The following is a 21811-nucleotide window of genomic DNA, read 5'->3' as shown; positions in this document are numbered from 1 at the left end:
ACAGTGCGCGCCGGTCAGCACCCGCCCGTCAGCGGATGGGCGGAGGCGCCGTCGTCCCCCGGATCTCCAGGGTGGGCGTGGCCAGTTGGACCCGTCCCGCCCCGTCGGCGCCCTCGAAACGCTCCAGGAGACAGCGGGCCGCGCGGCGGCCGACCTCGTGGCTCGTGTTGTCGACCGTGGTGAGCCACACGTGCCGCATGCGGGCGATGCTCGTGTTGTCGTAGCCGACGACGGACAGGTCGCGGGGAACGCGCAGCCCCAGCTCCTCGGCCGCCGAGAGCGCGCCGACGGCTGCGATGTCGTTGACGGCGAAGAGGGCCGTGGGCCGCTCGGGGCGACTGAGCAGCCGGACGGTCGTGCGGTAGCCGCCCTCCTCGGTCATGTCGCTCGTCTCCACCACCGTCCGGTCCACGAGGCCGTGCTGACGCATCGTCGCCTCGAAACTCCGGCGCCGCAGCTCTCCCACCGCGCCGTATCCCGCGATGTGCGCGATGCGGCGGTGCCCGAGGCCGATCAGATGCTCCGCCACCAGCCGGGCGCCGTGCTCGTCGTCGCCCGACACGACGTCGACGCCGGGTGGCGCCGGTTCGCGGGAGCCGGCCAGCACGACCGGAATCCGCTCGGCCACCGCCCCGAGCGCGGCAGGGCCGGGCAGGGTGCCGACCACGACCAGGCCGTCGACGCTGAGGTCGAGGAGCGGGTCGGCCGGGTCCTGGCCGGTGCGGCGGTTGAGGCGGGCGTCGGCGAGCAGCATCTGCAGGCCGTTGGCGTGCAGGAGCGAGTTGAGGCCGTCGAGGAGGTCGACGAACCAGGGGTTGCGCAGGTCGTTCAGGAGGACGCCGACCGTGCGGGTGCGCTGCTCGCTGAGGCTGCGCGCGGCGGCGTTGGGCCGGTAGCCGAGCTCCTGGGCGGCCCGGAGGACGGCCTCGCGCTTCTCGGGGCGCACCTGGTCGGAGCCGCGCAGCACCAGGGAGACCAGCGACTTGGAGACACCGGCCCGTTCGGCAACGTCGCGGATCGTCGGCGGTCTCATGACATGGACCGTTCCATGCGGGTCGTGGCCTTGTCAAAGGGTTGACAGCGACGGGAAACCGCGCCCAGGGTGGGCTGGACAGGTTGTGGAACGGTCCAAAGAGGGGCTCTCATGGTGGACACGCTCGGCGTCGCCGTCGTCGGTTTCGGCTGGATGGGGCGGGTGCACACCCAGGCGTACGCGCGTGTGCGGCACCACTATCCGCAGCTGCCCCTCGTTCCGGAGCTGGTCACGGTCGCCGAGGAGGTGCCGGGCCGGGCCGAGGAGGCCGCCGGGCAGTTCGGGTTCGCCTCGACCACGCGTGACTGGCGCGACGTGGTCGCCGACCCCCGGGTGCAGGCGGTCAGCATCACCGCGCCGAACTTCCTGCACCGCGAGATCGGCGTCGCCATGGCCGAGGCGGGCAAGCACATCTGGATCGAGAAGCCGGTCGGTCTGACCACCGGGGACGCCCGCGCGGTGGCGGACGCGGTGTCCGCGGCGGGTGTGCAGGGCACCGTCGGCTTCAACTACCGCAACGCGCCCGCCGTCGAGGCGGCCCGCGAGCTGATCGCCTCGGGCGAGATCGGCACGGTCACGCATGTCCGCATCCGGCTGTTCAGCGACTACGCGGCCCATCCCGAGGGCGCGCTGACGTGGCGGTACGAGCGGGAGCGGGGCGGCAGCGGTGTGCTGGGCGACCTGGCCTCGCACGGCGCCGACCTGGCCCGTCACCTGCTGGGCGACATCGCGTCCCTGACGGCCGACACGGCGATCTTCCTGCCGGAGCGGGCCCGTCCCACCGGGGCGACGGCGGGCCACAGCCGCGCCTCGGGCGGCGAACTCGGCCCGGTGGAGAACGAGGACTACGTCAGCTGCCTGCTGCGCTTCGCCTCCGGGGCGCGCGGTGTCCTGGAGGCCTGCCGGGTCTCGGTCGGCGAGCAGAACAACTACGGCTTCGAGGTGCACGGCACCAAGGGCGCGGTGTTCTGGGACTTCCGCCGCATGAACGAGCTGGGGATCAGCCGCGGCACGACGTACCAGGACCAGGCCGTGACGACGGTGTACGTCGGCCCGGGCCACGGCGAGTTCGCCGCGTTCCAGCCCGGTGCGGCGAACGCCATGGGGTACGACGACCTGAAGGTCATCGAGGCGTACCGCTTCCTCCGGTCGGTCGCCGAGGGCACCCCGCACGGGGCGACCCTCTCCGATGCCGTGCACAGTGCGGCCGCTCTGGACGCGATGGCGCGGTCGGCGTCGAGCGGTGCCTGGGCGGACGTGTCCGTGGGTGCCTGACGTTCAGCCGGTCTTCTGCAGGCGGCGCCCCAGGACGAACCTCACCGGGACGAGGACGAGCCACAGCCACATGGCGTGGGCCCCGGCCACCAGGGCGAGCGGGACGGTCACGGCGAACACCACCACCAGCGTGGCGCTCTCGAGGAGGTAGGGCGTGCTGCCGGTGTCGGAAGGGGTGCCGTCGCGCAGCCAGGGGCGCTTGGCCAGGACGGCGGCCAGGGCCAGATGGCAGGCGGCGAGCGCGGCGACCGCCGCCGCGTAGACGGCGACCGACACGGGTTCGTCGCCGTACTCCGCGAGCAGCCTGGTCGGGAAGGGCACCAGGGCCGCGACGCCCAGGCCGGTGAGGGACAGGATGATCACATGTCCGTCGACCTCCCGCACGTCACGGAAGATCCGGCGGTGGTCGCGCCAGAAACTGCCGAGCACCGCGACGCTGAGCGCGTAGGCGCCGAGGTCCGGGAGCAGCCGGCGCAGGGCCTCGTGGTACCGGTCCGCGTCCAGTTCCCGCGGGACGTAGAGGTCCAGGACCAGCAGCGTGATGGCGATGGCGAACACGCCGTCGGCGAGCGTCAGCAACCGGTCCGGCCCGCCGTCGGGGCGTGAGGTCCACATGGGGACGACCGTAGGGGCCGCGGATGCTCTTCTGCCGGATCCACACCCGGTCACACCTCCGGGATCACACGGCCGCCTGCGGCGGCATGTTGTACGGCGTCACCACCTGGATCGCCGACGGCAGCGACGGACCGGCCGGCGGCAGCGCCCCGTGGGCCCGCATGACCGTGTGGCAGGCCTCGCGCACGTCCTGGCGCAGGTCGTGGTGGAGCACGGCGGACAGGCGGTGCGCGCGCAGCAGCCGGGTGTTGTCGTGGTCGAGGTCGTGCGCGATGAACACGGCGCACTCGCGGCCGAGGTCGTCGAAGGCCTGCAGCGTGGCGATGTTGCCGCCGCCGATCGAGTACACGGCGCGGATGTCCGGGTCGCGTTCCAGCGCGGCCCTCACGAGGTCGTACTGGGTGGCGTCCAGCCCCTGCCCCTCGGCGATCTCGACCAGGGTGCGCTCAGGGTGCCGGGCCCGCATGACGCTGCGGAAGCCCATCTCGCGCTCCTCCTCGTTGCGGAAGAAACCGCTGCTGAGGCTGGTCAGGATGTTGCCCGGGCGCTCCCCCAGCCACTGGCCCGTCAGATAGGCGGCCGTCGCGCCCGCCGCCCGGTCGTCGATGCCGACGTAGGCGAGGCGGGCGCTGGCGGGCAGGTCGGTCACCAGGGTCACGACCGGGATGCCGGCGGCTGCGAGGCGGCCGACGGCGGCGGTGACCTCGGGGACGTCCGGGGCCTTGAGGATCACGGCCTGCGAGCCGCGCCGGGCGATCCGGTCCAGGATCCGCACCAGCTCCCCGACCGGGCCGGTCTCGCGGAAGTGGAAGCGGGAGCGCAGCACCGCCGGGTGCAGGGACGGCAGCTCGGCCTCCAGGGCGGCGCGGATCGCGGTGGTGAAGCGCTCGGGCGCCTGCATCACGATGTCGACCATGAAGGTCCGGCCGACGAGCCGGACCTGGGTGCGCTGCCGGTCCAGGTCGGCGATGGCCCGGTGCACCTCCCGGGCCGTGCTCTCGCGCACCCCTCCCCTGCCGTTCAGGACCCGGTCGACGGTCGCCTCGCTCAGGCCCGCCTGACGTGCGATCTCCCGGATCGGGAAGGGGTGGCCCATGCTCCGGCTCCTTGAGGGGTTTTTGATGGCTCACTGCTGGTTGTTCGAGGGGTTTGTACTGACAAGAATGACAGGGCTGCGTCGCTCCGTGACCCCGAAGGGACGACGATGTCCTTCACTTCCGTACACCGCCGCGCCTGGCTGTCCGAACAGGACTGCGACCTCGACGCGTTCCGCGCGCTGGTCGAGCAGGCGACCGATCCCGCCGACTATCCGCACGCCTCCGTGGTGGAGCGGAACGTGCCGGTCTACGACACCGGCCTGCTCGAAGGCGACCGGGTGGTCCAGGCCGAGCTGGTGCGGGCGCTCGCCGACGGGCCCGGCATCGTCGTCTTCCGCGGCGCCTTCCCCGACCCGGAGGTCGTGGACCGGACCACCGCCGTGTTCGACGCCCTGATCGCCGAGCAGCGCGCCTCGGGCGCCTCGGCCGGTGACCACTTCGCGAAGCCGGGCGCCAACGACCGGGTGTGGAACGCGCTGGAGAAGGCGGCACTGTACGACGCGGAGGTGTTCGCCGACTACTACGCCAACGACGTCCTCGCCCTCGTGGCGACGGCCTGGCTGGGCCCCGGCTACCAGGTCACCTCGCAGCTCAACGTGGTCAACCCGGGCGGCGCCGCCCAGACCGCGCACCGCGACTACCATCTGGGCTTCCTGTCCGACGAAGCCGCCGCCGCCTACCCCGGGCACGTGCACCGCCTCTCCCCCGTGCTCACCCTCCAGGGCGCGGTCGCGCACTGCGACATGCCGGTGGAGTCCGGGCCGACGATGTACCTGCCGCACTCGCAGAAGTACGAGCCGGGCTATCTCGCCTGGCGGCGCCCGGAGTTCCGGGCGTACTTCGAGGCGCACCAGGTGCAGCTGCCGCTCGCGAAGGGCGACGCGGTCTTCTTCAACCCGGCCCTCTTCCACGCCGCCGGCACCAACCGCTCGGCGGACATCCGGCGCATGGCCAACCTGCTGCAGGTGTCGTCCGCGTTCGGGCGCGCCATGGAGACGGTGGACCGGGAGGCCGTCGCGAACGCGGTGTACCCCGTGCTGCTGAAGCGGAAGGCCGAGGGCGTGAGCGACGCGTGGCTGGCCAACGTGATCGCGGCGAGCGCCGAGGGCTACCCCTTCCCGACCAACCTCGACAGCGACCCGCCGGTCGACGGCCTGGCCCCGCCCTCGCAGGCGGACCTCGTACGGCGGGCCCTGTACGAGGGGTGGCCGCCGGAGGCGCTCCGGGCGGAGCTGCGGGCCGGTACCGCACGGCGAGAGAGCTGAGGAACCTCGTGGGACTCCTCGACGACAAGAACGTCCTGGTCAACGGCGGCACGCAGGGTGTCGGCGCCGCCATCGCGCGGGCCGCGGTCCGCGAGGGGGCGGTCGTGGCCGTCACCGGGCGGCGCCCCGAACCCGGCGAGGCCCTGGTGGCGGAGCTGACCGCCGCGGGCGGCAAGGCCCTGTACGTGCGGGCCGACCTGTCGGACGCGGAGCAGGCGAGGGCCTCCGTGGCCCGGGTCGTGGAGGCGTACGGCCGGGTCGACTGCCTCGTGAACTCCGCCGGGCTGACCTCGCGGGGGACGCTGCTGGACACCACGCCGGAGTTGTTCGACCAGCACATCGCGATCAACCTCAAGGCGCCGTTCTTCGCGATGCAGGCGGCGGTGGCGGACATGGTGGCGCGCGGGGCGCCCGGCACGGTGGTCAACATCGTCACGTCGTCGGCGCACGGGGGCCAGCCGTTTCTGGCGCCGTACGTCGCGGCGAAGGCCGGGCTCGTCGGCCTGACCCGGAACGCCGCGCACGCGCATCGGTGGGACCGGGTGCGGATCAACGGTGTGAACATCGGCTGGACGGCGACGGAAGGGGAGGACGCCACGCAGCGCGTGTTCCACGGCGCCGGGGATGACTGGCGTGAGGTCGCTGCTGCGCGGCTGCCCATGGGCAAGTTGGGCCAGCCGGATGAGATCGCCGAGTTTGTCGTGTTTCTGCTGTCGGAGCGGTCCGGGGTCGTTACCGGGTCGGTTATCGATTGGGATCAGAACGTGCTCGGAGGACTCGACTAAGGATTTGCCGCGCTTTGTCGTTGGTCGTGTGCGGCGCCGTAGCGGCTGGTCGCGCAGTTCCCCGCGCCCCCAAAAAAGGGCGTAGCACCACCCCCTGTTGACAAATAGGAGCAATACCCATGCGTATCGGAATCCTCGGTCTCGGCCGTATCGGCGCCTTTCACGCCGAGACCCTGTCCGGGCTCGGCGCCGTCGAGTCCCTCGTCGTCACCGATCCGTTCGCGGACGCCGCCAAGGCCGCCGCCGAGCGGTTCGGTGCCGAGGTCGTGGACTCGCCGGAGGCCCTGCTGGCCGCCGGCGTGGACGGCATCGTCGTCGCGGCCGCCACGGACGCCCACCCCGCGCTGATCCTCGCCGGGGTCGAGGCCGGCATCCCCGTCTTCTGCGAGAAGCCCGTCGCCAAGACCATGAGCGAGGGCGTCGAGGTGCTGAAGGCGGTCCAGGGCAAGGACGTGCCGATCCAGATCGGCTACAACCGCCGTTTCGACACCGGTTTCGTCAACGCCCGCGCCGCCGTGCAGAGCGGGGAGCTCGGCATGCTGCACACCGTCCGCTCGACCACGCTGGACCCGGCGCCGCCGCCCGCCGCGTACATCGCCGCCTCCGGCGGCATCTTCCGCGACTGTTCGGTGCACGACTTCGACATCATCCGCTGGGTGACCGGCCGCGAGGTGACCGAGGTGTACGCCGTGGGCGGCAACCGCGGTGCCGACTTCATCAAGGAGGCCGGTGACGCCGACACCACCGGCGCGATCCTCACCCTGGACGACGGCACCATCGCGGTGGTCTCCAACTCCCGCCACAACGCCCGCGGTTACGACGTCCGCATGGAGATCCACGGCTTCACGGACTCCATCGCCGTCGGCCTGGAGGACAAGCTGCCGCTGCGCTCGGTCGAGCCGGGCGTCACCTTCCCGGCGGGCACCCCGCACGACTTCTTCATGGACCGCTTCACCGCCGCCTACCGCGCCGAACTGACCGCGTTCACCGAGGTCGTCGCCGGCACCCGCCCCTCCCCGTGCACGATCGAGGACGCCTTGGAGGCGGGCTGGATCGCCGACGCGTGCACACTGTCGCTGCACGAGCACCGTCCCGTGACGATCGAGGAGGTACGGCAGGCATGAGCGAGAAGGGCCGGGAACCACTGCGCATAGGAGTGCTGGGAGCCGCGCGGATCACCGAACGCTCCCTGATCGACCCGGCCCGGGCGACCGGCCACCGCCTCGTCGTGGTGGCCGCCCGCGACCGCGCCCGAGCCGAGGCGTTCGCCGCCGAGCACGGCGTGGAACGGGTGGCGGGTTCGTACGCCGAGCTGGTGGCCGATCCCGAGGTCGACGTCGTCTACAACCCGCTCGCCAACGGCCTGCACGGCCCCTGGAACCTGGCCGCCCTCGCGGCGGGCAAGCACGTGCTGTCGGAGAAGCCGTCGGCGAGCAACGCGCGGGAGGCGGCGGAGGTGCGGGAGGCCGCGGTCAAGGCCGGGACGGTCTTCATGGAGGCCTTCCACTACCTCTTCCACCCGGTCACCCGCCGCCTGCACGAGCTGCTGGACTCCGGTGAGCTCGGCGAACTGCGGCACGTGGAGGCGATGGTCGCCATCGCCGCCCCGCCGGACACCGACCCGCGCTGGTCGCTGCCGCTGGCCGGCGGCGCACTGATGGACCTGGGCTGCTACAGCCTGCACGCGCTGCGCATGCTCGCCCCCTGGGCGGGCGGCCCGCCCCGCCTGGCCGGGGCGCGGGGCAAGGAGCGCGCGGGTGCGCCCGGGGTCGACGAGTGGCTGGACGCCGACCTGGAGTTCCCGGGCGGCGCGACGGGCTCGGCCCGCTGCCACATGGCGTACGAGGGGCTGGACATGAGCATCCGGATCACCGGCTCCCGGGGCGAGGCGACCGCCCCGAACTTCGTGCTGCCGCAGATGGACGACCGGATCGTGGTCCGCACCCCGGAGGGCGAGCGCACGGAACACCTCGGGACGCGCTCGTCGTACACGTACCAGCTGGAGGCGTTCGCGGCTCGCGTGCGTGACGGTGCGGCGCTGCCGCTGGACGCGGACGACGCGGTGACGACGATGGCGCTCATCGACGACTGTTACCGGGCGGCCGGGTTCGAGCCCCGGCCCCGTACCGGGATCTGAGAGCGCAGAACACGCCGAGCGGGTCGGGGGTGCGCCCCGGTCCGCTCGGCCTGTTCACGCGTACAGCGCGGGTTTCTCGGCCAGTTCGACCTCGACCCGGCCGCCGTCCTCCAGCGCCCGCACCCCCGCCTCGCACACCGCGGCGGCGGCGTAGCCGTCCCAGACGCTCGGGCCGGTCACCTCGCCGCGGCGGGTGGCGTCGACCCAGGCCTGGACCTCCCGGTCGTAGGCCGTCTCGAAGCGTTCGGTCCAGTCCTGGGCGATGGTGCCGCCCCAGCGGCCGGCCATGTTGGTGACCAGGGCGTGGCCGTCGCCGATGCGGGCGGTGCCGCGTTCGCAGACCACCTCCGCCTGCACCTGGTAGCCGAAGCCGCAGTTGACGAAGATCTCCACGTCGGACAGGGCGCCGCCGTCGGTCTCGAAGACGACGAACTGCGGATCGCGCAGTCCGTCGGGGGCGTTGGCGGACGGTGCCGGGCGCAGCACCGTGACCGCCGTGATCTCGTGGTCGAGCAGCCAGCGGGTCGCGTCCGCCTCGTGGGCGACCGAGTCGCTGATGAGCATGGAGCTGGTGAAGAAGGGCGGGCTGGCGACGTTGCGGTGCCGGTTGTGCACCATCAGCGGACGGCCCAGCTGACCCGTCGTCAGCAGGGCCTTCAGCTTCGCGTACTCGGGGTCGTAGCGGCGCATGAAGCCGACCTGGACACGGCGGTGGCCGAGGCGCAGTTCGGCTTCGAGGACGCGCAGGGCGGAGGCCGCATCGGGGGTGAGCGGCTTCTCGCACAGGACGGGCAGATCGCGCTCGAAGGCGGCGAGCAGCGTGGCCTCGTGGGCCGGGCCCGGGGAGGCGATCAGGACGGCGTCGACGTCGGCGGCCGCCAGGGCGGCGGCCGGGTCGGTGTGGGCGGCGCAGCCGTCGACGCGGGCGGCGACTGCTTTCGCGCGTTCCGCGTCGACGTCGGCGACGGCGACCACCCGTGCTCCGCTGATGACTTCGTGGATGCGGCGCACATGGTCCGCGCCCATCCTTCCGGTACCGATGACCGCGACTCCCAGAGTGGCGCGCTCAGCCATGGCCGTCCTTTCGGGTCGTCAGGCGCCGCAGGACCTCAGGAACTTGCGGGTGCGCACCGCGATCGGCAGCGGCTTGTCCGGCTCGCAGGGGTACATGTCCTGCTCGACGATGGCGAACAGGTCCACGCCCAGCTTCTGGGCGGCCGTGAGCACCGGACCCAGCTCGGGGACACCGGCGGGCGGTTCGCACATGACTCCGCGCGCCACGGCGGGACCGAACGGCATCTCGTTCTTGACCACGTCGGCGAGGATGTCCGGGTCGACCTGCTTGAGGTGCAGATAGCCGATGCGCTCGCCGTACGTCTCGATCAGCTTGACGCTGTCGCCGCCGCAGTAGGCGTAGTGCCCGGTGTCCAGGCAGAGGTTGACGGCGTCGGAGTCGGTGGAGTCGAGGAACTGCTCGACGTGCTCCTCGGTGTCGATGTGGGTGTCTGCGTGCGGGTGGACGACGATGTCCAGGCCGTACGTGTCCTTCACCTCACGGCCGAGGCGCTCCATGCCCGTGGTGAGGTGGCGCCACTGCTCGGTGGTCAGCTCCGGGGGCTCCAGGATCTCGGCGGTCTTGTCGTCCCGCCAGAAGGAGGGGATGACGACCAGGTGCTTGGCGTCCATGGCCTGGGTGAGGGCTGCGACGCGGCTGACCTGCTCCCAGGTGGAGTCCCACTCGGACGGGCCGCGGTGCAGGCCGCAGAAGATCGTGCCGGCGGAGACCTGCAGGTTCCGCTTGGTCACCTCGTCGGTGAGCCGGGCCGGGTCGGTCGGCAGGTAGCCGTACGGGCCGAGTTCGATCCAGGAGTAGCCGGCCTCGGCGACCTCGTCGAGGAAGCGTTCCCAGGGCACCTGCTGGGGGTCGTCGGGGAACCAGACGCCCCAGGAGTCGGGGGCGGAGCCGACCCGGATGCGGTCGAGCGCGAGGGCCATGTCAGGACTTTCCTTCCGAAGACGTGGCTACGGGGGCGGTGAGGTCTCCCGCCTCGGGGAGTTCCTCGACGTCGACGCCGCGGACCTGCGCCAACTCGTGCTTGAGGGAGGCCAGTTCGGTACCGCCGGCCATGTGGTTGGTCAGCTCCTCGAGGCTGACCTCGCTGCGGGAGGCGGACAGTTCCATGGTGCCCAGGCGCAGCACGCTGAAGTGGTCGCCGACCATGTAGGCGTGGTGCGGGTTGTGGGTGATGAAGATGACGCCGAGGCCCTTCTCGCGGGCGGCGGCGATGTACTTCAGCACCACACCGGACTGCTTGACGCCGAGGGCGGCGGTCGGCTCGTCGAGGATGAGGACGCGGGCGCCGAAGTAGACGGCGCGGGCGATGGCGACGCACTGGCGCTGTCCGCCGGAGAGCGTGCCGATGGGCTGCTCCATGTCGTCGAGGACGATGCCCATGTTGCGCAGTTCCTCGTCGGCGGTCTTCTTCATCTTCTCGATGTCGAGACGGCGCACGGGCCAGGGGCCCTTGGTCATCTCGGAGCCGAGGAAGAAGTTGCGCCACACCGGCATCAGCGGGACGACGGCGAGGTCCTGGTAGACCGTGGCGATGCCCTTGTCGAGGGCCTCGCGCGGGGTGGAGAAACGCACGGGTTCGCCGTCGACGAGGAACTCGCCCTCGGTGTGCTGGTGCAGACCCGAGATGATCTTGATGAGGGTGGACTTGCCCGCGCCGTTGTCGCCGAGGACGCAGGTGACCCGGTTGGGGAAGACCTTCAGGTCGACTCCGTGCAGGGCGCGGATGTTGCCGTAGGACTTGCCCGCGCCGCGGAGTTCGACGAGGGCTCGGTCCTCCGCGGGCGGCGTGTCCTTCAGGACGGCCCCGTGGGTGCCGGTTTCGTTGCTGGTCATTGCGGTCACCTCCGGGTCGCCGTGCGCTGGACCCACAGATTGATGAGGACGGCGCCGAGGAGCATCACGCCGAGGAAGGCCTTGAACCAGTCCGGGTTCCAGCCGGCGTAGACGATGCCCTGCTGCACCATGCCGAACATGAAGGCGCCGAAGACCGGGCCGATCGCGGAGCCGTAGCCACCGGTCAGCAGACAGCCGCCGATGACGGCCGCGGCGATGTAGATGAGCTCCTGGCCCACGCCCTCGCCGGACTGCACGGTGTTGAAGGAGAACAGCTGGTGCATGCCGACGAACCAGGCGCCGAACCCGACCAGCATGAACAGGGAGATCTTGGTGAAGGTCACCGGGACACCGACGGCCCGCGCGGAGTGCTTGTTGCCGCCGACCGCGAAGATCCAGTTGCCGTACTTGGTGCGCAGCAGCACCCAGGTGGCCAGGGCCGCGAAGACCAGCCACCACACCACGGTGATCTTGACGTTGACCCCGCCGACCTCGAACGTCGACGCGAAGATCTTCTGCGCCTGGGAGAAGCCGTCCATGTCGCTGATGTCGTCCGTGGCGACGTTGCCCGTGACCAGCTTGGTCACGGCGAGGTTCACGCCCTGGAGGATCAGGAAGGTGCCGAGGGTGACCAGGAAGCTGGGCAACCCGGTCTTGACCAGGAGCCAGCCGTTGAACGCGCCGATCGCGAGCGACACGAGCAGGGCGACGATCACACCGACCCAGACGTTCATGGTCAGCTGGTAGCTGAGCATCGACGCGGTGAGCGCCGAGGTGATCACGGCGACACCGGCCGACAGGTCGAACTCGCCGCCGATCATCAGCAGGGCCACGGGCAGCGCCATGATCCCGATGGTCGACGACTGGTACAGGATGTTGGCCATCGAGCTGCCGTCGCGCACCGGCGGTGCCGCGAACAGGAAGAACACGAGCACGGCGACGGCGCCGAGGAAGACGCCGACCTCGGGCCGGGCCAGCAGCCGCAGCGCCAGCGGGCGCTGCCGCGTGCGGCCGTCGGACTGCTTGGGGCCGGGGGCCGGCGGTGTGTCCACCGCCGGCGTGGCCTGCTGGGTCATGCTCATCACCGGGTGCCCTTCGCGGCGAACTCCCCGATCTTGTCGACGTTGGACTTGTCGACGAAGGCCGGGCCGGTCAGCACGGGCTGCTCGCCGCCGCCGCTGTAGTTGCCGTTGTTCTTGTAGAGCCACAGGCCGTCGACGGCCAGGTAGCCCTGGAGGTAGGGCTGCTGGTCGACGGCGAACTGGATGTCACCGGCCTTGATGGACTTGATCAGGTCCTTGTTCAGGTCGAAGGTGGCGATCTTCGCCTTGCTGCCGGCGTCGGAGACCGACTGCACCGCGGTCAGCGCGAAGGGGGCGCCGAGAGTGACGACGTAGTCGATGGAGGGGTCCTGCTTCAGCTTGGCGGTGATCGTCGACTTCACGGCCGGCATGTCGGTGCCGTTGACGTTCTGCGGGTCGACCTTGCCCTCGAAGGTCTTCGCCACGCCGTCGCAGCGCTGCGTCAGGCCGACGTTGCCCTGCTCCTGCATGACGCAGAGGACGTTCTTGGCGCCGACCTCGTTCAGCTTCTTGCCGAAGGCCTCGCCCGCGACGGACTCGTCCTGGCCGAAGAACTCCAGCAGGTTGAGCTTCTTCCAGTCGCTCAGGCCGGAGTTGAGTCCGACCACGGGTATGCCGGACTTCTCGGCCTTGCCTATGACGCCCTTGAGGGCGTCGGGCTTGGCGAGCGTGACGGCGATGCCGTCGACCTTCTGGTCGATCGCGTTCTGGACCAGGTTGGCCTGGTTGCCCGCGTTCGGGTCGGCGGAGTAGATGAGCTTGATGTTGTCCTTGGCGGCGGCGGCCTCGGCGCCCTTGCGCACGGTGTCCCAGAAGGTGTCACCGGGAGCCTGGTGCGTGACGAGGGCGACGGTCATGCGCGGCGTGGTCGCCTTGCCGGCGGAGGCGTTCGCGGCGCCTTCCTCGGACTTCTTGCCCCCGGAACTGCTGGAGCAGCCGGCGAGGGTCAGGGCCGCCGCCGCGGCAACGGCGACAACCGGCGCGATCCTGCGGGAGCGGGGGTGAGAAGAGCGGTCCATCTTTCCTGGCACCTCACTGTGCTACTGCGGGGGAAAGGGGAGGGATCACGAGGGATCCGTGGTCCCGGAGCCTTACGGAGTCCGGATCATGATGCCGCAAACAGACTGTTGCGATGCCACGGGATACAAGTCCTTGCCGGGCTCGCTGTCAATACTTTGTTAAGACATCATTTCACAAGCAGGTCCGAATGTAAGTACAAACTATTGACAGGGTCGTCCTCCGCCGCCTACACCTGTAAGGCGGCAGGTCCCAGGTCACCCACGCCCCACGGTGTCAGGAGGGCCCCGGACCCGCATCCCCAGCTTCCCGAGGAGGTCGCGCATGGCCGAGCCAGCCCAGTATTTCGACTTGATCACGATGGGCCGCATCGGGGTCGACCTCTATCCCCTCCAGACCGGCGTCCCGCTGCCCCAGGTGGAGACGTTCGGGAAATTTCTGGGAGGTTCGGCGGCCAATGTGGCGGTCGCCGCGGCGCGCCTCGGACGCCGTACGGCCGTGATCACCCGGACCGGCAACGACCCCTTCGGCACCTACCTGCACGAGGAGCTGACGTCCTTCGGCGTCGACGACCGCTGGGTCACCCCGGTCGACGCCCACCCGACGCCGATCACCCTCTGCGAGATCTTCCCGCCGGACGACTTCCCGCTGTACTTCTACCGCCGCCCCAAGGCCCCCGACCTGGAGATCCACACCGACGAGCTGGACTTCTTCGCGATCCGCGGGGCCCGGATCTTCTGGATCACCGGGACCGGCCTGAGCGAGGAGCCGAGCCGTTCCGCCACGCTCGCCGCCCTCAAGGCCCGCGACAAGGCGGGCATCACCGTCTTCGACCTCGACTGGCGGCCGATGTTCTGGGCCGACCCCGAGGAGGCCCGCCCGTACTACCGCGAGGCGCTGCGCCACGCCACCGTCGCGGTCGGCAACCTCGACGAGTGCGAGATCGCCACCGGCGTGCGCGAACCGCAGGCCTGCGCCGACGCGCTGCTGGAGGCCGGCGTGGAACTGGCCGTCGTCAAACAGGGCCCCAAGGGCGTCCTGGCCGTGCACCGCGACGGCACCCGGGCCGAGGTGCCTCCGGTGCCGGTCGAGGTGGTCAACGGCCTGGGCGCGGGTGACGCCTTCGGCGGTTCCCTCTGCCACGGCCTGCTCGCCGGCTGGGACCTGGAGAAGACCATGCGGCACGCCAACGCCGCCGGCGCCCTCGTCGCCTCACGCCTCGCCTGCTCCTCCGCCATGCCCGCCGAGTCCGAGGTCGAGGACCTCCTCGCCACGGTGTCGTCGCCGAGCACGAGTCACTGAACGGAGCCTGCATTGAACATCGGCATCCCCGACCTCACCACGGTCCGGGCCCGCAATCCCGAGGCCGTCGCCGAGGCGGCGGCCCGCCGGGTGCGCCGCCCGCTGATCGGCGACAGCGGCCGGCTGATGATCGTGGCCGCCGACCACCCGGCGCGCGGCGCGCTCGGGGTCGGTGACCGGCGCCTGGCCATGGCCAACCGCGCCGACCTGCTGGAACGGCTGTGCGTCGCGCTGTCGCGGCCCGGGGTCGACGGGGTGCTCGCCACCGCCGACATCCTGGAGGACCTGCTCCTGCTCGGGGTGCTGGAGAACAAGGTCGTCATGGGCTCGATGAACCGCGGGGGCCTCGCCGGCGCCGCGTTCGAGATGGACGACCGTTTCACCGGCCACCGCGCCGAGGACATCGCGCGGCTCCGCTTCGACGCGGGCAAGCTCCTGGTCCGCATCGACTACGACGACCCGGGCTCGCTCACCACCCTGGAGTCCACCGCGCGGGCCATCGACGACATGGCCGCCCGGCAACTCCCCCTGTTCGTCGAGCCGTTCATCTCCCGGCGGGTCGACGGCAAGGTGCGCAACGACCTGTCCGCCGAGGCCGTCACCCGGTCCATCGCGATCTCCGCGGGCCTGGGCGGCACCTCCGCCTACACCTGGCTGAAGCTGCCCGTCACCGACGACCCGGACGACATGGCCCAGGTCCTGGAGACCTCCACGCTCCCCGTCGTCCTGCTCGGCGGCGAGGTCGGCGGCGACCAGGAGGGCGCGTACGAACGCTGGCGCAAGGCCCTGCGCCTGCCCACCGTGCAGGGCATGGTCGTCGGGCGCTCGCTGCTCTACCCGGCCGGGGGCAGCGTGGAAGAGGCAGTGGACACTGCCGTCGGTCTGTTGTGAGTCGCTCTGTCGGCCTGTTGTGACCCGAAAGGCACACGATGACGTATCACCTCCCCGCGGGTAAGGCCCTCGGTGGCCCCTACATCGTCGACGTCACGCCCGAGAAGGCCGGCTGGGGACACTCCAGCCTGCGGATCCTGGAGCTGCCGCCGGGCGGCACGCACTCCTTCGAGGCCGGCGACAGCGAGTGGATCGTCGTCCCGCTCAGCGGCGGCTGCACGGTCGCCGCGACGGACGACTTCGGCCAGGACACCTTCGAGCTCCAGGGCCGCAGGGACGTCTTCAGCGGCGTCAGCGACTTCGCGTACGTGCCGCGCGACGCCCGGGCGACCGTGACCTCCGCCGCCGGCGGCCGCTTCGCGCTGACCGGCGCGCGCTGCACCCGCAGGCTGCCCGCCCGCTACGGCCCGGCGTCCGAGGTGCCCGTGGAGCTGCGGGGCACCGGAAACTGCTCGCGCCAGGTCAACAACTTCGGCGCGGCGGGCGTGTTCGAGTGCGACAAGCTCATCGCGGTCGAGGTGATCACGCCGGGCGGCAACTGGTCGTCGTTCCCGCCGCACAAGCACGACGAGCACCGGCCGGGCGAGGAGTCCGTGCTGGAGGAGATCTACTACTTCGAGTTCGCCGGCCACGACGGCACCCCCGGCCTCGGCTACCAGCGCGTCTCCCCGTCCGGCCCGGGCCGCGACACCGACGTGCTGGCCGAGGTCCGCGACGGCGACGTCGTGCTGATCCCGGACGGCTGGCACGGGCCGTCGATGGCCACGCCCGGCCACCACATGTACTACCTCAACGTCATGGCGGGCCCGGAGGCCGAGCGTGCCTGGCTGATCTGCGACCACCCCGACCACGCCTGGGTCCGCGACACCTGGCCGGACCAGCCGGTCGACCCCCGACTCCCCCTCTACACCGCCCCGGAGACCTCCGTATGAGCGCCACCACCCGCCGACTGACGACCGCCCAGGCGCTGGTGCGGTTCCTGTCCGTCCAGTACACCGAGCGGGACGGCGTGCGGCGCCGGCTGATCGCCGGGACCTGGGGCATCTTCGGCCACGGCAACGTGGCGGGTGTCGGCCAGGCCCTCCTGGAGGCGGGCGAGGACGTCATGCCGTTCCACCAGGGCCGCAACGAGCAGTCGATGGTGCACGCGGCGGTCGGCTACGCCCGGCAGCTCAACCGCCTGTCCGCGCAGGCAGTGACGACCTCGATCGGCCCGGGCGCCACCAACCTGGTCACCGGTGCCGCCCTGGCGACGATCAACCGGCTGCCGGTGCTGCTCCTGCCCGGCGACTACTTCGCCTCGCACGCCCCCGACCCGCTGCTCCAGCAGCTGGAGCACCCGGTCGAGGCCGATGTGTCGGTCAACGACACCCTGCGCCCGGTGTCCAGGTACTTCGACCGGATCACCCGCCCCGAGGCGCTGATCCCGTCGGCGCTCCAGGCGATGCGCGTGCTGGCCGACCCGGCCGAGACCGGCGCCGTCACCCTGGCCCTGCCGCAGGACGTGCAGGCGGAGGCGTACGACTGGCCGGAGGAGTTCTTCGCCGAGCGCGTCTGGTACGTACGGCGTCCCGCGCCGGACCCGGTGGAGCTGACGGCGGCGGTCGAGGCGATCCGGTCGGCCGAGCGCCCCCTGATCGTCGCGGGCGGCGGTGTCCACCACAGCGAGGCGGAGGCGGAGCTGAAGGCGTTCACGGACGCCACCGGCATCCCCGTCGCCTCCACCCAGGCGGGCAAGGGGTCACTGCGCCACGACCACCCCGCCGACCTCGGGGGCATCGGCCACACCGGCACGGCCGTCAGCGACGGCCTCGCCCGCACCGCCGACCTCGTCATCGGCGTGGGCACCCGCTACACGGACTTCACCACGGCCTCCGGCACGCTCTTCCAGAACCCGGACGTGCGGTTCCTCAACCTCAACATCACCGGCTTCGACGCGCACAAGCTGGCCGCGCGCACGCTGGTGTGCGATGCGAGGTCCGGCCTCGAAAGGCTGCTGGAGGAGCTCCCCGGCCACCGGGTGAGCGAGGCGTACGAGGCCGAGTACCGCGCCGGCAAGGAGCGCTGGGACGAGGTCGTCGAGGCGGCCTACCGCGCCGACGACGTGAGCGCGGTCCCGACCCAGACGCAGGTGCTCGGCGCGCTGGACGCGGCCGTGGGCGACGACGACGTGGTGATCAACGCGGCCGGCTCGCTCCCCGGCGACCTGCACAAACTGTGGCGCTCCCGCAGCCCGCGCCAGTACCACCTGGAGTACGGCTACTCCTGCATGGGCTACGAGATCCCGGCCGGCATCGGCGTCCAGCAGGCCGCTCCCGGTACGCCGGTGTGGGCGCTGGTCGGCGACGGCACCTACCTGATGATGCCGACGGAGATCGTCACGGCCGTCCAGGAGGGTCTGCCGCTCAACATCGTCCTCCTCCAGAACCACGGCTACGCCTCCATCGGAGGTCTGTCGGAGGAGACCGGCGGCGAGCGGTTCGGCACCGCCTACCGGTTCCGGTCCGCCGACGGCACCTTCACCGGCGCCCCGCTGCCCGTCGACCTGGCCGCCAACGCGGCCAGCCTCGGCATGGACGTCCTGCGCGCCAAGACGGTGCGCGAGCTGCGCGAGGCGCTGGCCGCGGCACGCGCCTCCGACCGGCCGACGTGCGTGTACGTCGAGACCGACCCGGCCCCGACCGCTCCCCCGGCCGAGGCCTGGTGGGACGTGCCGGTGGCCGAGACCGCCTCCCGCGAGGCCGCCGTCGAGGCCCGCGAGCGCTACGACCGGCAGGTCGCCGGACGCCGTCGCCACCTGTGAACACCCGCTGCACTCCAGGCTTGAATCCCAGGCTCACGAAAGGCCCTTGCGCACCATGAAGACCATCACCCACTGGATCGACGGCAAGCCCGTCGAGGGCACCTCCGGCCGCTTCGGCCCCGTCTACAACCCGGCCACCGGCGCCCAGGAGAAGCAGGTCGCGTTCGCGGCCGTCGACGACGTGGACGCCGCCGTCGCCTCCGCCAAGGCCGCCTTCGAGTCCTGGGGGGAGTCCTCGCTCGCCAAGCGCACGGCGGTGCTGTTCAAGTACCGCGAGCTGCTGGACGCCCACCGCGACGAGATCGCCGAACTGATCACCGCCGAGCACGGCAAGGTGCACTCCGACGCGCTCGGCGAGGTCGCGCGCGGCATGGAGATCGTCGAACTCGCGTGCGGGATCAGCGTCCAGCTCAAGGGTGAGCTGTCCACGCAGGTCTCCACCCGGGTCGACGTGGCCTCGATCCGCCAGCCGCTGGGCGTGGTCGCGGGCATCACGCCGTTCAACTTCCCGGCGATGGTGCCGATGTGGATGTTCCCGCTGGCCATCGCGTGCGGCAACACGTTCGTGCTGAAGCCGTCGGAGAAGGACCCGTCGGCCTCCTTCCGCCTGGCCGAGCTGGCCTCCGAAGCGGGCCTGCCGGACGGCGTCCTGAACGTCGTGCAGGGCGACAAGACGGCTGTGGACCGCATTCTGGAGCACCCGGACGTCGAGGCGGTCTCCTTCGTCGGCTCGACCCCGATCGCCAAGTACATCCAGCTCAAGGCCGTCGAGCACGGCAAGCGGGTGCAGGCCCTGGGCGGCGCCAAGAACCACATGCTGGTCCTGCCCGACGCCGACCTGGACCACGCCGCCGACCAGGCGATCAACGCGGCGTACGGCTCGGCCGGCGAGCGCTGCATGGCCGTGTCGGTCGTGGTCGCGGTCGGCGACACCGGCGACGAACTGGTGGGCAAGATCGCGGAGCGCGCGAAGAACCTGAAGATCGGGCCCGGCAACGACCCGGCGTCCGAGATGGGCCCGCTGATCACCCGCGAGCACCGCGACAAGGTGGCGTCGTACGTGGCCTCGGCCGCCGAGCAGGGCGCGGAGGTCGTCGTCGACGGCACCGGCTTCTCGGTCGAGGGCCACGAGGACGGCTTCTTCCTCGGTGTCTCCCTCCTGGACCGGGTGCCGCTGACGGCGGACGCGTACCGCGACGAGATCTTCGGCCCGGTGCTGTGCGTCGTCCGCGCGGACACGTACGAAGAGGCCATCAAGCTGATCAACGACTCCCGCTGGGGCAACGGCACCGCGATCTTCACCCGGGACGGCGGCGCCGCCCGCCGCTTCCAGTTGGAGGTCAAGGCGGGCATGGTCGGCGTCAACGTGCCGATCCCGGTCCCGGTCGGCTACCACTCCTTCGGCGGCTGGAAGGACTCCCTCTTCGGCGACCTGCACATCTACGGCAACGACGGCATCGCCTTCTACACCCAGGGCAAGGTGATCACCACGCGCTGGCCGGACCCGGCAGACGCCGGCGGCATCAACCTCGGTTTCCCGAGCAACTCCTGACGCCGAAGGGGGGATCATCCATGGCGAGGACCGGTGGCCGGGCCCGCACCGCGGCCGCTCCCGCGCTCAGCTCGCTGGACTTCGCCCTGGACCGGGGCAGCCCCGTGCCGCTGTACTACCAGCTCGCGCGGCAGCTGGAGGCGGCGATCGAGCACGGGGTCCTCGCCCCGGGGGACCTCCTGGGCAACGAGGTCGACCTCTCGGTGCGCCTCGGCCTGTCCCGTCCCACGGTCCGCCAGGCCATCCAGTCCCTCGTCGACAAGGGGCTGCTGGTCCGGCGGCGCGGGGTGGGCACGCAGGTGGTGCACAGCCAGGTCAAGCGCCCGCTGGAGCTGAGCAGCCTCTACGACGACCTGGAGGAGGCCGGGCAGGGGCCCACCACGCAGGTCGTGCGCCTCGAGGTCGTCCCGGCCTCCTGCGACGTGGCCGCCGCCCTCGGCGTCGCGGAGGGCAGCGAGGTCACCGTCCTGGACCGGCTGCGCTGCACGCACGGCCAGCCGGTGGCCCTGCTGTGCAACTACCTGCCGACGTCCCTCGTGCCCCTCGACGACACACGCCTGGAGTCGACGGGCCTGTACCGGGTGATGCGCTCGGCGGGCATCACCCTGCACAGCGCCCGGCAGCGCGTCAGCGCCCGCGCGGCCACCGCGCAGGAGGCCGCCCGGCTGGACGAGGAGGAGGGAGCGGCGCTGCTCACCATGCAGCGTACGGCCTACGACGACACCGGCCGCGCGGTCGAGTACGGGACGCACCTGTACCGGGCGTCGCGGTACACGTTCGACTTCCAGTTGCTGGTGAGGCCGTAGCGCGCACGGCTTGACTCTTCGGTGCAGATGGGCGCAAAGTCGTATATATACACCGTAAACGTACGGCGTCCACGGGGAGCCTGGCTCATGAGCGCACCGTCCACAGTCCTGGTCACCGGCGGAGCCGGTTTCACCGGAAGGCACGCCTGCGCAGAACTCCTCGACCACGGCTACGAGTTGATCGTGGTCGACGACTACTCCCACGGCGCCCCGCAGGTCTTCGCTCAGGTACAGAGGGTCGCCGGACGCTTTGTGGGCGCTGTCTACGAATTGGACATCCGCGACCGGCGGGCGCTGTCGGCGGTGTTCCACCGGCACGCCGTGGACGCCGTCGTGCATTTCGCCGCGCTGAAGTCGGTCGGCACATCGACGCGGATACCCGTGGAGTACTACGACACCAACGTCGGCGGCACCACCGCCCTGCTGCGCGTCATGCAGGACCACGGGGTGCACCGGTTGGTGTTCTCGTCCACCTGCTCGGTCTACGGCGACGCGGGCCACCGCCCCCTCGAAGAGACCACGCCGGCCCGCCCGACGAACCCCTTCGCCGCCTCGAAGTGGGCATGTGAGCAGATCCTGGCCGACGTCTGCCATCGCCGCCCCGAGTACGCCGTGCTGTGCTTGCGCCACTTCAACCCGGTCGGCGCCCACCCCAGCGGACTGCTCGGCGAGGACCAGCCCGGCCCGCCCGGGAAACTGATGCCGTACATGGCACAGGTGGCCGCCGGGCGGCAGGATCGGCTGCCCGTGTTCGGGAACGACTACCCGACGCCCGACGGGACCGCGATCCGCGACTACATCCACGTCATGGACACGGTCGAGGCGCTCCGGGTGGCGCTGGATCACCTCGGCGACGAACCGGGCATGCGCGTGTACAACCTCGGCCGGGGCGAGGGCAACTCGGTCCTCGACATGGTGGCCGAGTTCTCGCGCGCTACGGGCCGGGACATTCCGTACGAGATCGCCCCGCGACGCCCCGGTGACGTGGCCGAGTCCGTCGCCGACGCGCGCGCCGCCACACTCGACCTGGGCTGGCGCCCCACACGGGATCTGGAGTCCATGTGCCGGGACGCCTGGCGGTCTCAGCAACTCCGTCCGAACGGCTACGCGAACTCCCCGCAAGCCCCCAAGCGGAAGGAGTACTGAACGAACGGTTGCCGGACCGGACCGCTGACCGGCCGTGACCGCGATGCGTCGGCCCCGCCCGGGGCGAGCGTTCGGGCACGGCCGTTCCGGTCTCGCC

The 21811-nt window shown here is 71.3% G+C and carries 20 protein-coding genes; 12 read left to right on the top strand and 8 right to left on the bottom strand.

The features are described from left to right. Positions 1-28: 28 nt before the first annotated feature. Entirely contained in the window at positions 29-1033 is a 1005-nt protein-coding gene (locus ABZ192_RS03440) for a LacI family DNA-binding transcriptional regulator (protein ID WP_356922826.1), read from the bottom strand. Between the two features lie 111 nt (positions 1034-1144). Here ABZ192_RS03440 and ABZ192_RS03435 point away from each other — a divergent pair, with 111 nt between their 5' ends. Next, complete coding sequence (locus ABZ192_RS03435) at positions 1145-2308, top strand: Gfo/Idh/MocA family oxidoreductase (RefSeq protein ID WP_356922825.1); 1164 nt, start codon at positions 1145-1147, stop codon at positions 2306-2308. A 3-nt stretch (positions 2309-2311) separates the two neighbouring features. Here ABZ192_RS03435 and ABZ192_RS03430 read toward each other — a convergent pair whose 3' ends face one another. Beyond that, positions 2312-2923: a TMEM175 family protein gene (locus tag ABZ192_RS03430; protein WP_356922824.1), complete on the bottom strand. Its 612-nt coding sequence runs from the start codon at positions 2921-2923 to the stop codon at positions 2312-2314. 64 nt (positions 2924-2987) lie between these two features. Then, a complete protein-coding gene (locus tag ABZ192_RS03425) occupies positions 2988-4019 on the bottom strand; it encodes a LacI family DNA-binding transcriptional regulator (RefSeq protein WP_356922823.1) in 1032 nt (343 codons plus the stop codon). A gap of 108 nt (positions 4020-4127) precedes the next feature. On the opposite strand from ABZ192_RS03425, the gene ABZ192_RS03420 reads away from it, so the two are divergent. The 4 genes from ABZ192_RS03420 to ABZ192_RS03405 all read left to right on the top strand — a co-directional run bounded on the left by ABZ192_RS03420 (position 4128) and on the right by ABZ192_RS03405 (position 8207). After that, positions 4128-5285: a phytanoyl-CoA dioxygenase family protein gene (locus tag ABZ192_RS03420; RefSeq protein ID WP_356922822.1), complete on the top strand. Its 1158-nt coding sequence runs from the start codon at positions 4128-4130 to the stop codon at positions 5283-5285. Between the two features lie 8 nt (positions 5286-5293). After that, positions 5294-6070, top strand: coding sequence for an SDR family oxidoreductase (locus ABZ192_RS03415; RefSeq protein ID WP_356922821.1), 777 nt, complete (start codon positions 5294-5296; stop codon positions 6068-6070). Positions 6071-6189: 119 nt separating this feature from the next. Further along, the gene (locus ABZ192_RS03410) at positions 6190-7194 is read left to right on the top strand and encodes a Gfo/Idh/MocA family oxidoreductase (protein ID WP_356922820.1); all 1005 of its coding nucleotides are present in this window, start codon (positions 6190-6192) and stop codon (positions 7192-7194) included. Continuing rightward, a complete protein-coding gene (locus ABZ192_RS03405; RefSeq protein ID WP_356922819.1) occupies positions 7191-8207 on the top strand; it encodes a Gfo/Idh/MocA family oxidoreductase in 1017 nt (338 codons plus the stop codon). The genes ABZ192_RS03410 and ABZ192_RS03405 overlap by 4 nt, the downstream gene beginning before the upstream one ends. A gap of 54 nt (positions 8208-8261) precedes the next feature. On the opposite strand, the gene ABZ192_RS03400 is transcribed toward ABZ192_RS03405, so the two are convergent. Genes ABZ192_RS03400 through ABZ192_RS03380 form a run of 5 tightly spaced genes read right to left on the bottom strand, consistent with a single transcriptional unit; the run spans position 8262 to position 13216 of the window. Further along, complete coding sequence (locus ABZ192_RS03400) at positions 8262-9281, bottom strand: Gfo/Idh/MocA family oxidoreductase (RefSeq protein ID WP_356922818.1); 1020 nt, start codon at positions 9279-9281, stop codon at positions 8262-8264. Between the two features lie 18 nt (positions 9282-9299). Next, positions 9300-10202, bottom strand: coding sequence for a sugar phosphate isomerase/epimerase (locus ABZ192_RS03395; RefSeq protein WP_356922817.1), 903 nt, complete (start codon positions 10200-10202; stop codon positions 9300-9302). 1 nt (position 10203) lies between these two features. Further along, positions 10204-11115: an ATP-binding cassette domain-containing protein gene (locus ABZ192_RS03390; RefSeq protein ID WP_020271623.1), complete on the bottom strand. Its 912-nt coding sequence runs from the start codon at positions 11113-11115 to the stop codon at positions 10204-10206. A gap of 5 nt (positions 11116-11120) precedes the next feature. Continuing rightward, positions 11121-12197, bottom strand: coding sequence for an ABC transporter permease (locus ABZ192_RS03385; protein WP_356922816.1), 1077 nt, complete (start codon positions 12195-12197; stop codon positions 11121-11123). Continuing rightward, a complete protein-coding gene (locus ABZ192_RS03380) occupies positions 12197-13216 on the bottom strand; it encodes a sugar ABC transporter substrate-binding protein (protein WP_356922815.1) in 1020 nt (339 codons plus the stop codon). The genes ABZ192_RS03385 and ABZ192_RS03380 overlap by 1 nt, the downstream gene beginning before the upstream one ends. 322 nt (positions 13217-13538) lie before the next feature. Here ABZ192_RS03380 and iolC point away from each other — a divergent pair, with 322 nt between their 5' ends. From iolC to galE, 7 genes are all read left to right on the top strand, one after another. Beyond that, positions 13539-14516, top strand: a complete 978-nt coding sequence (gene iolC / locus ABZ192_RS03375) for a 5-dehydro-2-deoxygluconokinase (protein ID WP_356922814.1) — start codon at positions 13539-13541, stop codon at positions 14514-14516. A 12-nt stretch (positions 14517-14528) separates the two neighbouring features. Continuing rightward, positions 14529-15407, top strand: a complete 879-nt coding sequence (locus ABZ192_RS03370) for a deoxyribose-phosphate aldolase (RefSeq protein ID WP_356922813.1) — start codon at positions 14529-14531, stop codon at positions 15405-15407. Between the two features lie 38 nt (positions 15408-15445). Continuing rightward, positions 15446-16339, top strand: a complete 894-nt coding sequence (gene iolB, locus ABZ192_RS03365) for a 5-deoxy-glucuronate isomerase (protein ID WP_356922812.1) — start codon at positions 15446-15448, stop codon at positions 16337-16339. After that, on the top strand, positions 16336-18210 hold the full coding sequence (gene iolD / locus ABZ192_RS03360) for a 3D-(3,5/4)-trihydroxycyclohexane-1,2-dione acylhydrolase (decyclizing) (protein WP_356922811.1): 1875 nt from the start codon (positions 16336-16338) through the stop codon (positions 18208-18210). Before iolB ends, iolD begins: the two co-directional genes overlap by 4 nt. Before the next feature lie 55 nt (positions 18211-18265). Then, positions 18266-19762, top strand: a complete 1497-nt coding sequence (locus tag ABZ192_RS03355; protein ID WP_356922964.1) for a CoA-acylating methylmalonate-semialdehyde dehydrogenase — start codon at positions 18266-18268, stop codon at positions 19760-19762. Positions 19763-19782: 20 nt separating this feature from the next. Next, positions 19783-20568 carry a GntR family transcriptional regulator gene (locus ABZ192_RS03350; protein WP_356922810.1) on the top strand — a complete coding sequence of 262 codons (786 nt, stop codon included), beginning with the start codon at positions 19783-19785 and terminating at the stop codon, positions 20566-20568. Between the two features lie 87 nt (positions 20569-20655). Further along, a complete protein-coding gene (galE, locus tag ABZ192_RS03345; RefSeq protein ID WP_356922809.1) occupies positions 20656-21714 on the top strand; it encodes a UDP-glucose 4-epimerase GalE in 1059 nt (352 codons plus the stop codon). Positions 21715-21811: the final 97 nt, after the last annotated feature.

Source organism: Streptomyces sp. NPDC006235 (assembly GCF_040613735.1).
Taxonomy (GTDB): Bacteria; Actinomycetota; Actinomycetes; order Streptomycetales; family Streptomycetaceae; genus Streptomyces.
This window is presented reverse-complemented; position numbering and strand designations above follow the sequence as displayed.

Bases quoted from the DNA above. Each gene is read 5' to 3' on its own strand.
- ABZ192_RS03435 (WP_356922825.1), top strand. From the start codon at position 1,145: ATGGTGGACACGCTCGGCGTCGCCGTCGTCGGTTTCGGCTGGATGGGG.
- galE (WP_356922809.1), top strand. From the start codon at position 20,656: ATGAGCGCACCGTCCACAGTCCTGGTCACCGGCGGAGCCGGTTTCACC.
- ABZ192_RS03425 (WP_356922823.1), bottom strand. From the start codon at position 4,019: ATGGGCCACCCCTTCCCGATCCGGGAGATCGCACGTCAGGCGGGCCTG.
- ABZ192_RS03405 (WP_356922819.1), top strand. From the start codon at position 7,191: ATGAGCGAGAAGGGCCGGGAACCACTGCGCATAGGAGTGCTGGGAGCC.
- ABZ192_RS03410 (WP_356922820.1), top strand. From the start codon at position 6,190: ATGCGTATCGGAATCCTCGGTCTCGGCCGTATCGGCGCCTTTCACGCC.
- ABZ192_RS03355 (WP_356922964.1), top strand. From the start codon at position 18,266: ATGAAGACCATCACCCACTGGATCGACGGCAAGCCCGTCGAGGGCACC.
- ABZ192_RS03440 (WP_356922826.1), bottom strand. From the start codon at position 1,033: ATGAGACCGCCGACGATCCGCGACGTTGCCGAACGGGCCGGTGTCTCC.
- iolB (WP_356922812.1), top strand. From the start codon at position 15,446: ATGACGTATCACCTCCCCGCGGGTAAGGCCCTCGGTGGCCCCTACATC.
- iolD (WP_356922811.1), top strand. From the start codon at position 16,336: ATGAGCGCCACCACCCGCCGACTGACGACCGCCCAGGCGCTGGTGCGG.
- ABZ192_RS03350 (WP_356922810.1), top strand. From the start codon at position 19,783: ATGGCGAGGACCGGTGGCCGGGCCCGCACCGCGGCCGCTCCCGCGCTC.
- ABZ192_RS03400 (WP_356922818.1), bottom strand. From the start codon at position 9,281: ATGGCTGAGCGCGCCACTCTGGGAGTCGCGGTCATCGGTACCGGAAGG.
- ABZ192_RS03395 (WP_356922817.1), bottom strand. From the start codon at position 10,202: ATGGCCCTCGCGCTCGACCGCATCCGGGTCGGCTCCGCCCCCGACTCC.
- iolC (WP_356922814.1), top strand. From the start codon at position 13,539: ATGGCCGAGCCAGCCCAGTATTTCGACTTGATCACGATGGGCCGCATC.
- ABZ192_RS03390 (WP_020271623.1), bottom strand. From the start codon at position 11,115: ATGACCAGCAACGAAACCGGCACCCACGGGGCCGTCCTGAAGGACACG.
- ABZ192_RS03385 (WP_356922816.1), bottom strand. From the start codon at position 12,197: ATGAGCATGACCCAGCAGGCCACGCCGGCGGTGGACACACCGCCGGCC.
- ABZ192_RS03430 (WP_356922824.1), bottom strand. From the start codon at position 2,923: ATGTGGACCTCACGCCCCGACGGCGGGCCGGACCGGTTGCTGACGCTC.
- ABZ192_RS03380 (WP_356922815.1), bottom strand. From the start codon at position 13,216: ATGGACCGCTCTTCTCACCCCCGCTCCCGCAGGATCGCGCCGGTTGTC.
- ABZ192_RS03420 (WP_356922822.1), top strand. From the start codon at position 4,128: ATGTCCTTCACTTCCGTACACCGCCGCGCCTGGCTGTCCGAACAGGAC.